General features: G+C 64.5%; 10 protein-coding genes and 1 pseudogene. 4 read left to right on the top strand and 7 right to left on the bottom strand.

Annotated elements, in window-relative coordinates; genetic code table 11:
* Positions 1-302: 302 nt before the first annotated feature.
* The 5 genes from ON33_RS44600 to ON33_RS35410 form a co-directional block, all read right to left on the bottom strand.
* A complete protein-coding gene (locus tag ON33_RS44600; protein ID WP_373281085.1) occupies positions 303-977 on the bottom strand; it encodes a cupin domain-containing protein in 675 nt (224 codons plus the stop codon).
* 853 nt (positions 978-1,830) lie between these two features.
* Positions 1,831-2,241: an HIT family protein gene (locus ON33_RS35430; protein ID WP_245551125.1), complete on the bottom strand. Its 411-nt coding sequence runs from the start codon at positions 2,239-2,241 to the stop codon at positions 1,831-1,833.
* An 847-nt stretch (positions 2,242-3,088) separates the two neighbouring features.
* Entirely contained in the window at positions 3,089-3,475 is a 387-nt protein-coding gene (locus ON33_RS35425; protein WP_040863501.1) for a hypothetical protein, read from the bottom strand.
* 598 nt (positions 3,476-4,073) lie between these two features.
* Positions 4,074-4,661, bottom strand: a complete 588-nt coding sequence (locus tag ON33_RS35415; RefSeq protein ID WP_040863550.1) for a hypothetical protein — start codon at positions 4,659-4,661, stop codon at positions 4,074-4,076.
* Between the two features lie 596 nt (positions 4,662-5,257).
* Positions 5,258-5,728, bottom strand: a complete 471-nt coding sequence (locus tag ON33_RS35410; RefSeq protein ID WP_040863499.1) for a hypothetical protein — start codon at positions 5,726-5,728, stop codon at positions 5,258-5,260.
* Between the two features lie 1,191 nt (positions 5,729-6,919).
* On the opposite strand from ON33_RS35410, the gene ON33_RS35395 reads away from it, so the two are divergent.
* A complete protein-coding gene (locus ON33_RS35395; RefSeq protein ID WP_157184911.1) occupies positions 6,920-7,429 on the top strand; it encodes a hypothetical protein in 510 nt (169 codons plus the stop codon).
* Positions 7,430-8,086: 657 nt separating this feature from the next.
* On the top strand, positions 8,087-8,500 hold the full coding sequence (locus ON33_RS35390; RefSeq protein WP_040863495.1) for a hypothetical protein: 414 nt from the start codon (positions 8,087-8,089) through the stop codon (positions 8,498-8,500).
* Between the two features lie 393 nt (positions 8,501-8,893).
* Here the strand turns inward: ON33_RS35390 and ON33_RS35385 are convergent, their stop codons facing one another.
* Positions 8,894-10,138, bottom strand: a complete 1,245-nt coding sequence (locus ON33_RS35385; protein ID WP_040863494.1) for a wax ester/triacylglycerol synthase domain-containing protein — start codon at positions 10,136-10,138, stop codon at positions 8,894-8,896.
* 201 nt (positions 10,139-10,339) lie between these two features.
* On the opposite strand from ON33_RS35385, the pseudogene ON33_RS35380 reads away from it, so the two are divergent.
* Together ON33_RS35380 and ON33_RS35375 are read left to right on the top strand one after the other, a co-directional pair.
* A pseudogene (locus ON33_RS35380) lies at positions 10,340-11,020 on the top strand (DUF4158 domain-containing protein); the annotation flags it as partial.
* 250 nt (positions 11,021-11,270) lie between these two features.
* Positions 11,271-11,702 (top strand): nitroreductase/quinone reductase family protein, encoded by a 432-nt coding sequence (locus ON33_RS35375; RefSeq protein ID WP_040863492.1) that lies wholly within the window; start codon positions 11,271-11,273, stop codon positions 11,700-11,702.
* Between the two features lie 1,131 nt (positions 11,703-12,833).
* Here ON33_RS35375 and ON33_RS35370 read toward each other — a convergent pair.
* On the bottom strand, positions 12,834-13,649 hold the full coding sequence (locus ON33_RS35370; RefSeq protein WP_281033267.1) for a glycosyltransferase family 2 protein: 816 nt from the start codon (positions 13,647-13,649) through the stop codon (positions 12,834-12,836).
* Between the last annotated feature and the right edge of the window lie 828 nt (positions 13,650-14,477).

The following is a 14,477-nucleotide window of genomic DNA, read 5'->3' as shown; positions in this document are numbered from 1 at the left end:
GTCTAGCAGGGAAGCATGAGAGTGGACATTGACCTGTCCAGCACACTGGTTCAAGAGCCGCTACCGGCAAACCGGCGGCGAATGTGTCGAAGTCACCTTTCTTGCCGGTAGCCATGCCTTTTCGTGGAAGCAGCTCGTCGCGCGGCCGCTTCAGATCCTTTGGCGACACGCTCGAGTTGCGGTTGATGACCTGCGTGGCGAGCCGATGGTCCGCCGCCGTCGGGCCGAAATCCGGCGCGCCGGCTCCCGCGCGTCGCCGAACTCGACGACCACTTCGGCCCGTTGGCGGGGTTGGTTCGGGGTCAGCCTCGTTTCGCGTACCGGGCCGCGCCGGCCCAGTCGATCATCACGCACGCCTCGTTGCCGACGACCCACGCGTCGTGGCCGGGTGGGCAGAACAGGAAATCGCCGGGGCCGATTTCGTTTTCGGTACCGTCGTCCATCTGGATCCGCAGTCGGCCGGACACACAGTAGCCCACGTGCATGGCCTGGCAGCTGTCGGTTCCGGCGATCGGCTTGACGTGTTGTGACCAGCGCCAGCCCGGTTCGAACACGGCGCGGCCGACGGGACCGTGCGGTGTCTCGACCAGGTCCATCCGGCCGGTTCCGGATTCGAAGGGCCGTGATTCGTCGGGGTTGTCGAGGCTTTTCACGACCAGGTTCCGCGCCTGGCCGTCGGACATGTCGTCCTCGCGCAGCAGATCGAGATTGTGGAAGACGGCCGGGCCGTCACACAGCGCGGCCAGTTCCTCGGCGAACCGCGTCGTCTCGGGAAGATCGGAATTCTGCATCGCCTCGTCGTAGGAGGAGAATTCGACCATCTGCAGATACGTGTCCGGATGGTCGCGATCCTTGGCCTCCATACCGCGGAGAGCTGTGCGTTTGCCCGCCGTCGCGGCGAGCCAGGCGTCGAGCTTCTCATTGAACTCATCGATGTGAGTGGTCTTGAACTCGATCGTCTGAACGAACCTGGTCATTGTCGGTACTCCTTTGCAGAAGCCACCCCGCCGAGAATTTTACTCCGCCCCAACCGGCTGAGTGCCCAGGAAAAACTGGCCCCAGCCGATTCGGTCGATCGACAGTAGGAAGCACTTTCGCGCGGTCGGATGCCGACCTGGTGGTACCGGCCACCGCGGGATGCGCCGAAGCTCGACCGGCATCACCATGACGAGCAACATCCGGATTCAATGAGCCACCACAGAACCACCGGTCATTCGGATCCGCCCGGTCGATGTCGGCACGTCGAAGTCGCTGGCTACCAACCTCATTCGCATGGTTCGACCGCTGATCGAGCGGGTAGGCCGCAAGCGGATACAGCAGAATCCCTGGTTGTCCGGACAGCGACTCCAACGTCGGCTCCGCTACCCTGGCCGTGCCCACGACGGAGGTAGCTGCGGCTCGCAACTCCGCAGGGGTGGTGGCATCTTCGCATTGGAGAACGAGTTCACCGACATCACTACATCATTCGATCTTTCGACAACCGGCTCGCGCTCGTGGAGACCCTCGGTGCAAGGGCTGACCGTGGCCAGAACGAGGCGGGAGAGCAAGTCAGGCGGCCCAGTCAGGACACTGTCGCGATCACCGACACCGCGCCCGTGTCCATGACAAAGGCGTTGCGGCTGAACGAATCCACAGCCACCGAGATTGGATTTTTGCCCCGAGACCGGGGCGGTCACCGCACGCGCACGGTGGAGGTGACTGTGCGCGCTACGGTGTCGATCACCGCCGTCGCACCGAGCGCGGCAGTCCGCAGCCACTGCCGACCAGGCTAGGGATGCGTGCAATGAGTTCTGTTGCAGCGTATCGTATTTCGACCAAGGTCGAGCCATCTCAGGCCAGCAGTGCATCCAGCGCATTGGTGATCGCTTGCCGGATCTCGTCATGTCTCGTACCGAGCGCGTAGCGCTCATCCGTCCACCGATCGCGCGGGTAGAGCCACACCGGGCCGGTCACCAGATCGGTTGGCTCCCAATCAAATCGCGGCCACACATGAACGTGCAGGAACGGGTCCGTATTGCCCAGTATCTCCAGATTCACCCGCCGGAAGCCCGAATCCAGTTGCGCACAGGCCCGCTCGACCGCCTCTCCCAGTCGATCCATATCGGCGAGAAACGCTGCCCGGCGCGGTCGCGGCAGCTCGGAAAGGCGCTGTACCCCAGGCTCATCGGTCAGCAGCAGTGAGTACCCCGGCAGAAACTGGGTGTCGCCGATGACGGCGAACCCAGCGGTCAGCCGGCGCATCACCGTCGGATTCGCCCCACGCACGGCAGTGCCGATCCGGTCGTTCCGCCAGTCACCCATGCTCCCGACAGTAACCAGTTGGTTTCAAATCCGGAATGGGTTGAGTGGAGCACCCGCATCTCCGGCCGAACATCCCATGCTGACTCGGCGAAACCGATGCAGGCGGCCGGATATCTGATGCGGGTCGGTCGAACTGATGCCGACCGTGGCATGTTCAGCGAGATTGCAGGCAATGCAGTTCTCCAGGACGTTCAGCGGCATCACGCACGTCGCGCAGTCCGGCGAAGGTGACAGCTGAGCTACCGGGATTCGTTGTTGCTGATCTAGATTCGATCTGATCGCGGTGCGCAGGCTCGGCTTGGTGGTGATCGCCGTCGGGTGCTTGGCAGCCGCGGGATGCGGCAAGAACGACAGCGGGCGTCCTTGGTACTCACCGGCGGGGCGCCGAGACCACCCACGTGATCGTTCTGGGTGGGACGACCGATGGGGTCAGGACGGCGACCGTGCACCTCACCCATCAGTGCCCGCCTTCACCCCGGCAGGGCGCAAGGATCGAGGCCCAACGGAGTCGGGACATGCAGCGTATACACGTCTCAGCAATCTCAATCGACGATCGTCATGGCCGAGGTCCAGCCGAAGCAACGAAAGCACACCCGCCGCGGGCGGTCTCCCCGCCCGGCCTGGCGTCGGTTCGACCGCTTCGAACGCGCGGGTCGCGCAAGGACCTTCGTCACGGCCCGGATGTTCTCGGCCAGTCAATCTTTCGAGAGCTCGCTCTGACTGATCCGGTCAGCGCGCTCCGCGGCAGATGCTCGGAGTCATCGGTCTATGACCGCGCCCGCACTGGTCAAGGTCCGTGTGTGGCGTCTATGCCATGTACAAGCGTCCATCCGGCGGCGAACAATCCGATTCCGAATACCAGCGCGCCACCTATCAAGGCCGGCGCCGAACCGAAGCGGCTATTCTTCGCAGCGGCACGCTGACCGATCAGCCAGGCGATCACGCCCGCACCGAACCACAAGCCCCACACCCAGCCCAATGACGCACGACCGTGCGACAGAATAGCGTTCGCCGAGCAGGGCGCCTGGTAACCGCAATGCGTAGGCTGATCCAGCGCCATCCACACGATCAATGACGCAAACCCCGCCGGCAGCGACCCGAGCACGCCCAACATGATCCACACGGCGAGGAAACGCTTGATCCTAGTCGAACGGTCACCCGCTACATCGGTCATGCGGTGTCGTCCCTCCCTGCTCGTGGGACGACGATATCCGGTGCTCGTCGAACCGAACACACGATCGCAGTCAGCGGCGCAGAGATTCTCTTGCCCACCGTCCCTCCGTGCCCCCATCACGGTGCAGCCGCTCGTGATGCCGGGGTACGTAATCGACGTCCAGATGCACCAGAGAACGGCACCGGCCAGGTGATCGGCGCCGTGTTGCAGTCCCTCGCGCTGATCGAGGACCAGCCAGGGGTGACGCTGGAGCGGACATGGGGCGGAGGGTTGCCGGCGTCGGTCGACGGCATCCGGCCAGATAGCTCCTGTCGGCGACTGATCCGACGCCCGGATCCCCCGGAGCGGGCGCTGAAGAACGCGATGGTCGCGCCGGATTCCGGGTCAGGATAGTCAAGCTCGAAGTCGTCGGTGGTGATGCCTCCCCACGCTGCTTGCGATCTGACCGGGGCGGAGTTTGCGAACGGGCACTACCGCAGGTGCGGTGACACGCACATCGCTCATTCGCGACACGCTCGACTCCCCTAGCTTCAGAACCGGTGCCGACTCTGACCGCTGTGTCCCGTTCGTGAATGTTCTCGAGCGGTGAAACCCATTCTCAAGTACGGATATCGAGGCTTGACCGGTGCCAGATGGTGAGGTCGCTACTGGTAGCGACCGCCAGGGTGAACCCGGAGCTGGAGAATCCGGCGGCGCGGAAGGTGGAGTAGTTGGAGTGGAAGATATGCCACCAGCCCCGGCCGGGTGGGTCCTTGTAGATGCCGCCGTCAGCGGAGAGAAGGACGCGGTCATTGGGCCAATCGGGAGAGACGATATCCAAACACCAACCGTCGAGGGTGGTGTGGTGGAGGCCGCCGCCGAAGAGACCCGCGATGTGCACCGGGGTGCCCGCGATCGGTCCGAGCCCGGGGCAGGTCAGGTCCGGGGAGCAATCGGGCGTGCTGGTGTCGGGATCGTAGTCTCGGGCGATTTTCTCTCCGGTGACTGCGTCGAAGAGTCCATGACCGTTGGAGGACACCACCATCACCAGATCATGTCCATTGTCGGGACGGACCGCGAAGCCGATGCCCAACAGCCCGCCGACCGGAATCCTACCGGCGGACAACGGTTTCCAGGGCGCCGGGGTCGGCTCGACGGGCGCGGCCAGGAAGTGATCGCGCAGCCGTTGCTGATAGTCCGAGAGCAACACATCTCCTATCGGTGGTACCGGAAACCGGTCAAACACTCGACCGCAAGTCGTCGGCCGGTGTGAGATCGACATCCCGCCGGAGTTCAAGTCTCGCTGAGCCCACGATCGCTCGGCATTCGGCATGTGCGGACACAGGAACGGCCCGAGTTGTCTCGGGCCGTTGATCTTCCACAGGACCGCGCTGGCCGGTTCGAACCGCTCGCCACGCGGCATGACGGCGCGTTCGGGAGCTGCCTGGCAGCCGGCCTATGGCGGCGGACTGGCCTGTTGCTCCATTCTCGAGTGGTTTCAAGCAGTTTCCTGACTCAGAGGCACCGAAAGTGGAGCAAAAGGCCAGATCCGACCTCCGTCACATGATCGATGGTTCGATCCAGCTAGAACCACAGGACGCGGCCGGTCATCGCAGGTGTTGCGATGACCGGCCGTTTTCGTGCCATTTGCGTGCGCACTGGAGTCGATGAAGAAGATCGACCTCGCCGATAGGCCAAAAACCATTGCCGCGTAACGGCGTTCGATTCACTTTGTGTGCCTGGGGGGGGCCGTCGACCACTGCACTCCGTACCGTCCACCGACCCACTGTCCCAACTGGTCGGTCAGAGCTGCGTGTGCCCGGAGCCGGTGAGGATGATCAGCGGCATCATCAGAGCGCCGAGAATATCGTTTCCGGTGCACTGGGCCGAGGCGCTGGAGCTGCCGGTCGGCTGGCTGCCGCAGTTCTGCACCGTCATGGACTTGGTCGACGAGCCCTGCGTGGCGGTGAGGCTATAGACGCCTTCGGGAAGCTTCGAGCGATAGACGTACTGGATGATCCCGGTGCCGGCCGTGGATCCGGCTTGCGGGGTGAAGGTGCCGACGTTCTGCCCGTCCAAGGTGACCGTGACCGGTGCCAGGGCGTCCGCGCCGCTGGTGGTCACCAATATCGTGCAGGTATTGCCTGCCCCTTCACATCCGCCGATGCCGGTGTCGACCTGTGTCAGATTCACATTGTCGACCGTGGCCGACGCCGATGCCGCCGCGACGACCGGTATCGCCAGCATGGCCACCGTGACGGCGGCCCAACTCATTTGCCTCATCTGTACTTTCCCGTTGGAGTAGTCGTTAGCCGGCACCTGAGTGCCGCTCCGACGGTAACCGCGTAGTGAGGCCCCGCGCGTACAAATTGAAAAGCCCATACTTCAACATGTCCCTGCGCCTTCGCATGCGCGTCATAGTGGCTTCTTCATGCGCCGCGAGCGCCTGGACGCCGGGAGCGGCTTCCATAGAGTCGGCTCTGGGCGTGGTGCCCTCGAAAAGGCCGGTGGTCCCGTCGGTGGCGTAGCGCTGGGCGGCGGTGACGTTCACCGGCTGCGGCGCGCCGCAGGCCAGTTCGCCGACCAGATACCGAAGAAGACGAATTGTCGAGGGAGCGACGGTGCGTTCGGCTCGGCCTCGGATCGGCGCGGCCGGTTGACCTTCGCCCGCCCGTTGTAGCCGGTTCAGTCAGCGCGGGATGCGGCAGTAGCGGATGTTCGACGCAGCAGCCGACGCGCTTGGGCCCAGCCGCCCCTTATCGGAGCGCTATGGTCTCGTTGTGGACTATGAGACGTGGTTCCACGGGAACGTTCGGCTGGTAGCAGCCGATCCGACCCGTCCGATCGACAACGCGAACTACCGGAACATCACGTTTGTCAGCGACGGGCCGCCTGTCGCTCACACGGTGGCGGTAGGAGCCAGCCGGCCGGAGTGCGGGACGGATGTACAGGTGCTCCCGCACGGATTCCAGTGGCCGGACCCGATCCCTGATTGACGGGACCGCTGTACGGAATGCGTCGCCCTGCACCCGGTCTGAACGTGGCCGTCGGTCCAAACCCATCCTGCAATCGGCAATAGCGCGCAATGCCAACCGTGCCATTACCGAAACCGCCGGTTGCTCTGAACGGGCCGAGTCATACACCATCACGCACTGTGCACGATCAGCATTCCGGACATGTCATCTACAACTCGGGCCATTCCTACAAGCTGAGACTAGACCTCGAGTGGGATTTACGTTGCGGCACAACAACAACCCAGTGCGAGCGCGCAGGGGTCGAACACGCGGTATCAGCGATCGTCGAGCTCACCCGCGACTTGATCGAACCCCAGGAGTTCGGGCTCATCAAGTGCGTACGCTTCCACACGGAGGGACTCTCGTTGATCGCGCAGGAACCGCTGGCAGAAGGACATTGGTATCTGAAGCCACCAGGAGCAGAACCATTTCCCTATACACGCGCGCCCAGGTGATCGATGTCGAAACGATCGACGAGTCAGCCATGCTGGCAGCGGTCGATGCACTGTTCGATGCGCAATGCGACCTGTCGGGCAACCAGTGGCCATCATGGGAGGAGATGTATGTCTTCGACACCGTGGCCCGTATACCCGACACCTCGGTACCCGCCACTCACGACCATCTCATCATCGACGACCTGGACAACAAAGCCCTGAACCTGCCAATACCCTTGCAACGCCGAACCGCGGGCGTCTGGGCGGGAAGATACGACCTCGGACTGGCGGCCCGATCAGCGAATCCAGCTCCACACCCAGGTGTGCGCAGTGGTGGCAGCGCCATCTTCGCGGTTGAGCTGTTGTGGCTGTCGGCTTTTGGCGGCGGATACAGCCCGCCACGTCAATGCCACAAGTGCGGCCGCAATCACTACGAGCACAACGCCGGTGATCATTTCGTCTCCCCCCAGGGCAACCGGTTCGGCTGCCACATTCGCGGAACCGCGTCCACGATCCCCTTGCAATGATCACTCTCGATCGGCTCCGCCGCAACCATCTCCAGCACCGGGAGTGCTTACACCGCAGTGATTCTCACAACCGTAGCCTCGCCGCCGACTCGGCGTTCGAACGCAGCAATGCATGCTCGTCGCTGGATCGCCCTGCTGACTCCGCGCCAGCCGGTCAGCTCAACGCGGGTGCGGCATGACCGGACATCAGGCCTGCATCGAGTGGATGTACTCATCGGCAGTTCAGTGCGGTCGCCGGCGGTGGCCGTGGCCGCATCGAACCGCGCGGGTCGCGGCATCAGCGCGCACCGCCGGCGGTCGTACTACGCTCTGCCCGTTGATCTTCCGATGCCTCGCGCTGGCCGGTTCGGTCAGCGCGGTATGTGGCAGAAGCGGATATTCGCTCGACTCTGGATCGCAGCGAGCAGCCTTGGCTGCAGCCAGGCAGTTGATGGAAGCAGTTCGGTTCGCGCCGTGGCCAATCGACCCGGCGATGTGGAAGGCAGCCGCCTGCTCGAACTTCAGCAGCGCGAACGCTAACAGGCCGACCCGGTACCGATCGGTTGAGTGCCACGTCTGTCGTCTCCGTTCCGCGAATCAGGAACGGGGACCGAAAAGTTCATAGGCACAAAGCTTTTCATAAGACAGTCGCAAGGAAGCTACGGTTCCATTCGTCAGGTGCCGAACATCTTCTACTCCAATGGAATTCAACTCCTGAAGAGTGCAGCCGAGGGGACCTCCATGAAAATCTCATTCACCGCCCGCGCCGGACTCGCTGGCGCCGCGATCGTTGGTCTCCTGCTCGCGGCCGCACCAGCCCACGCTACTGGCCCGGTTCAGAACGCATGCCTGGTGATCGAGAACGAGACGTCGGACGGTGTGACGGTCGTCGTGCAAAATCTTCTGTTCCAAGGAGCAAGCTGGAAGATCGGCCCGAACGTCACCACCATCCTGACACTCGACGACGGCAAGGCCATCGCAACCGCCGACGGCGACTGGAGCATCCAAGCTCCGTCTGGTACCTGGCGCTACGAATCCGATTGGGACCGGGACCGGGGATGTAACGGTTCCTGGGTCTACACAGTGTCGTGACGCCACGAGATCTGAACCCGGTACCTCCGTCGCACACCGAACTGCGCACCATCACCGGTTGCCGAGCTTACTGCGGTCGTGTCGAAGACGCGCACTGGAATCGGCAGCAGCGGACGTTCTGCACCGCACCAGGTTCCGACCGCCGGCACCCTGCGCTGGCCGGTTCGGTTAATGACCCGAGACCAGCTTGACCCTTGTCCATCGGGCGCGCTGTGCATCGTGTAATCGGCAGTAGCGGACGTTCGGCCGACGTCAGATGGGCACGGCCGGTTGATCTTCCGCCGCCCACGCTGGCCGGTTCAGTCAGCGCGGTACGCGGCCACTTAACGCTTGCGGTAGGGGACCCGCAACACGGGCATGTTCGACTATCGCGTCTTTGTGTCGTCTGATGAGTCAGGTGTCGATGATCGACTGCAGTGCCCGGCCGACGGAGTCAGCGATGCGAGAGGCGGGAGGCAGGTGGTCGGCGTCGGACTCGATGCCGACCGACAGTCGACCGGCGTACGACACGGCGGTGAAGCCGACCCGGACGTTCCCGGCGAGTGGGCCGAGTGCCCACATTTCCGTCAGTGGGGCGCCGTCGACGGTGAGGGGCTGTCGTGGTCCATGGACGTTGGACGCGACCGTTGCGATGACGCGCTGGTGGCGAGTGAATACGTTGAACAGTCGCACCAGCCGAGGCGAGCCGATCGTGGTCCCCGAGGCCCGGGCGAGCGGTTTCGCCTCCGACGTCCGGCGCGCGACCGTCCGCAGCGCTGCCACCGATTCGGTGAGAGGCACCGCGACGAGCATGACTCCGACCGCATTGTGCGCCGCCCCGCGGGAGTCGACTTGTACTGGCACCGAGACCGTCAGCGTTTCCGGGATCGGTTCGCCGGCGTCCATCAGCACCGCGCGTAGTCCCTGTCCGACGGCGACGAGGTAGGCGTCGTTGACCGTGGCGCCAGACGCTCGCGCGGCCGTTTCGAGTTCGGCCAGGTCCACGCTTGCCGCGGCGACGTCCCGTGTGTCGCCGACCGTGCCGAGCAGCACCGGTGAGCGGACGGTTCGCCGGAGGAACATGTGCAGGCCGTGACGCACGCGTGAGGGGAGCGTCGGGCCTCTCGAGTCCGGGCGGGCCGCGCCGGTCTGGGCTACTGTTGTCGCGCCCGGCTCCTGGTCTGGGCCGAAAAGCCGCTCGAGCAGGGCGGTGGCCCGGGTGCCGTCGACCACCGCGTGATGCAGTCGCACGACGATGCCGCACTGCCCGGGGCGGGCAGCGGGGGCAACGGTGATGTGCCACAGCGGACGATCGAGTGGAAGTGGTTTCATGACCGTGCGCCCGCACAGAGCCTCGAAGCCGCCGGGGCCCGCTGCGGATTCGACAGTGATGTGTGCCGATATGTCGACGGGCATGCGCACCCACCACCAGCGGCCGTCGCGGCGTTGCGGACAGTGCTGTAGGTCGGGTTCCCGTTCCACGCGCGGTGTCAGGAACGCGGTCAGGCGTTCGATGTCGGGGTGGCCGGCGGCGTTGACGAAACCGCCCGGGCCCAGCAACCCGGCGAGGGTTACCACATAGGGCTGGCCTGTGGCGTTGATGCCGAGGATCGCGGTGTCCACCGCCGAGATGGGAATCTCTGCGTTCGGGCCGGTCATCTACTCGAACTCCTTCGCACCGCAGGTCCGCCTGCACGGCACTGTAGACGACATTCACGATCGACCGTCGTCATGATTGACCTGCATGGCCAGTGTGCCCTGCTCGGCGCCGTAACCGCCTACGCCTTGCTCGGCAAGGATACGCAGCACCCCCGACACTCCCCGGAATGATGAATCCGCTCCAGGAGCAACCGCTGGCGTTTGAACTCCAGGACGCCTATCGATCCCGGGACTCGTCTCCGAACAGCGGAAGCTGCTGCGCTGAGCTGGTGGGGCCGCCAACCTGCGCAGACAACGGGCACAGGTGACCTCCGCCCGCGTCGGTTCCAGCACGGTCGGAGACCAGCCCGCGACACCTGTGCGGCACAACAGTTCCGGAACGTCCTCGCCCTCGACCCACTGGCCGTCGCGTTCGTTGATCCCGGCCGAGGGCGTGGCGCGGCAGACCGTCTGGGTGTAGCAGTCGCGCTGTGCACCCTACCGTGGCTGGGATTCGTGCCGGACAAAGTCGCCTCGGCACCGGCGGTGGTGGTGGCCAGGCGGGCCGAGCAACTGAAAGTTGATGCTGCCCAACTCCGTTCGTACGGCAAGCGGGCGCAAACGCGTACCGAGCATCTGCGGCTGGTGGCGCAGTACCTGGGCTGGCGGTCGGCTGGGGCGATGGAGTTCAAGGAGCTGGACGAGTTCTTGCTGGCGCGGGCAATGGAGCATGATTCGCCCACGCTGCTGTTCCGGCCGGCGTGTGAGTACCTGATCTCGGCTCGGGTGATCCGGCCCGGGCCGGTCACGGTGGTGGAGCGGGTTGCCCATGCTCGCCAGCAGGCGCGGCAGGAGACCTATGGTCGACTGGCGCACGAACCAACCCCCGAGCGGTGCGCGCAGCGCCTCAACAAAACGACCACGTAGCCCCGCCATGCGGCTCGAGAGTGTGTTCGCCAATCGTCTGTGCTTCGCTCCTCCTGGTCCGGCCGACCGCGGCTGAAGCGTCCGAGTCCAGGCTGTCGCGTTTATCCAATACTGCGGCTGGGCCAGCCTGGTTGCCTTGTGCCGTGTGCTCGGCGACCGCCTGCAAGTACTCGATTCTCACTCGCCGAGCTCTCCGACCGGCCGAACCTCGACACAGGAGACCCCCTTGCCACCAAACCTGGCCTTGAAGGCAATGAACATCGCGCACCGCGGCCTGCTCCGGGCGAGCGGCGGGAAGTTGGGCAACTCCTTCAGCGGCATGCCGTCGCTGGAACTGACCACGGTCGGACGGAAGTCGGGACGATCGCACACGGTGATGCTTACCGCCCCGCTGGTCGATGGCGACACGATCGTCGTAGTGGCGTCCCGCGGTGGCGGTCCGGTCCACCCGGCGTGGTATCTGAATCTGCGAGACCGGCCCGAGGTCGACGTGTCGTTCCGCAGCGGCCCCCGTCGACGAATGAACGCCCGGATGGCGACTGCGGAGGAACGGGCCGAGCTATGGCCGAAAGTGATCGCGAGATATGACGGCTACGCCGCCTATCAGCAGCGCACCACTCGCGAAATTCCGCTGGTCCTGCTGACCCCACGGGACTGAACAGATTCAACGCAGACCGACCACCGGCCCTTACACGCGAACCCGACGCGGCGGGCGCGCCCTGGCATTGGCAGAACAACCGCACCTCGGCATGAGCGAGTACTCCCGGCGTGCCGTGGACCGGCCGGTCTGGTCAGTGGCGCCGGAGCGGAGATCAAAAACGGTCGGCCCGTTGGCCTTCGGGGCCGACCGCCTGGCCGATTCGAACCGCGCGCCACGCGGCAAGAGCGGATATTCGCTGCAGTGGTCGCAGGAAGCTGTGGATCACCCGAGAGGAGCGAAGAACAGCCGGGCATCGTCCGGTATCCGAACCATCCTTATCTTGTATTCGGATTCAGCCCAACCGTATTCGTTCTCGGGGGTGCCATGAATGACACCGTTCTGACCCAACGAACCACCGAACTCGTTCATACACAGATCATTTCACTGGTCGACGGTGCCCCGCGCGTTAGGCCAACCGCAGGCTGGCCGCTTCGGCCCGCGCCGCCAGGAAGCCAGAGGCGGACGTTCGGATGCTGGACCCAGGGCTTTCTTCGTGTTCCGGATTCGGGGACCGGCCTCTGGGAGGTCTATTGGAGGGCGAATGTTCGCGGGGGCGCGGCAAATCGGTGGAAGCTATCGACGAAGTCTTGTAGGGCGTGACGATCTTCGTCACCGGGCGGGCGGTGGCCATGTTCGGTGGTCACCACGACGAGGTCACCGGCTCGTATCTGCAGAACGTCCCAACACACCGGCAACACGAGTGCGTGGACCGTGCGTCCGTGGCAGCTGATTGTGACGTATGAGCTGTATCGGCTCGCCACGGCCGCCAGGTCCGGCGGACCTGGCGACTTCAGATTCTGTGTCGGGCCATGGATCCTGGCCAGATGACGCAACCGACAGATCTGTTCGTGGAGCATCCGCAGTTCGGCGAGACGGCGCCGCATCGCGTCCTCACCACCAGGTCCATCGGCTGCCCGACCCGGCGCAACCATCCCTGAGCGGCGCGAACCTGCCGAGCGGCGCGCAGTTCCTGCCACCCCGACCGCCTTGACCCACCGCCCGTAGCCTTCTGGATGTGGCGCGCTGTCGCGTAGCCGAAGTCACGGCGCGAGCGATAGCTCGACCCGGAAGCCCAGGCGGGGGCGGTTGTCAGGCGCCGACGGCGGAGATGCGGGCGGCGCCGGGCCGGAGCGCGAAGCGCTTGCGGCCGAAATCCCAGAACCGGTAGACGGGCCACTGGACAGTATGTGCGGCCCAGGCACCGGCGATCACCATACGATGGACCGGAAGTACCCGGTAGCCATGGTGGCTGATGGTGCGCAAACCCATGAGTTGGAACTTCCACCACTCGCGAGGACTGGTGCGGCGGCGACGCGATGAGGTCAGCGCGTGCATCCCCTTGAGCTGGTCGATCCGCAGGCCCCGCTTGGTCAGACACAGTGCCAGATCCAGATCCTCGGCAACATCGGCCCGGACCTGAGTGTCCTCGCGGACTTCCAGCCACGCTGTACGCCGGATGGCCATGTTCGGCCCGTACAGGTTGCCGACCTGCCCACCCAGGACGCCGCGTCGATCCTGCAGGTACACACCGAATTCCAGCAGAAATCCGATCGGTGAGTCGTGATAGGTGCAGATTCCGGTCACCGCCGCCGTCTCCGGGTTCGCGGTGAGAAACGCCCGGATGGTCTGCCCCCATTCGGGCGGGACCAGTGTGTCGGCGTCGGTGCGTGCGATGAAATCGCCTCGCGCCTTGTCGAATCCGGCATTGCGGGCATGGCTGACGCCGCGTGTCGGTTCGTGGATCACCTGCACCTTGGGGTGCATCGCCGCGAAGGCCCGCACGATCTCAGGGGTGCCGTCGTCGCTGCCATTGTCGACGACGATGATCTCGTCAATGGCGTCCTGGCCTGCCAGCCTCGCCAGGCAACGCTCGATATCACCTGCCTCGTTCAAGGCTGGGATCACCACAGACAGAGTGAGTTGTGAATCGGGCAACGAAAGCTCCCCTCAAGCGAATCGTCGATCGGAACGCCTACGGAAACGCTCGGCTTCGGGTATCCGAATCTCCAGCGAGCCGGGGGGAATCGGCGCATCGCCCCCCGAGCTTCCATAGTGCGGAGGCCACACTATCAATGCACTCGAGGCCGCGCATGACTTCAGTCCTTTTGGGCGGGTACCAATTCCACGACGCGGGTCAGGAACGGACATAACGCCTAGCCGGCCCTTCGGTTTTCGGCCAGGGGGTGCGTGAAATGCGAAGCCTGAGAAGAATTCGCCGACTTTACCGACCGGATGAAGCGGATCGACCGGGACCGGAACCTGCACGAACTGGCACTCCGGCCTCACATACCTGGGTGATCCGAGGCCAGCCTGCTCGACCTCATGGCCAATCCCGTCACCGCAGGCCGGAAAACCTGCGCCGCTACTTCAAACCGCCGCCGCAGGCCATGCGAAACCTCACCGGTCTTCGGAGTGGAACGACGACGCTGACCAGCAACTACACGAACTTCGTTGCTTTCTGCGCCGTTAGTACCGGGACGATCAGCTGTCGAGGTCTGGGTCAGGCTGCCCGACTACCGGCGAGGCGAGTACCGGTAGTCGATCAGGCCCATCAGGGCCAGTGGCGCGAAAAGTCGTGCTGAGCTGCTGGAACGTAGTCCGAGCTGCCTTGGGCGGCAGCCGGTTTCTTGTCAGGGCCGGCTTCGCCTGACACATTCCGGCGAAAATTTGGCCAAGGTCGAGCACTATCGGCGCCCTCACCCGACATCATCGACTGACCGCCGGCCACAATGC

This window comes from Nocardia niigatensis NBRC 100131 (assembly GCF_000308655.1).
GTDB classification, from domain to species: domain Bacteria; phylum Actinomycetota; class Actinomycetes; order Mycobacteriales; family Mycobacteriaceae; genus Nocardia; species Nocardia niigatensis.
Note: the sequence above shows the minus strand (reverse complement) of the source record. Positions and strands in the feature narration are given on the sequence as shown.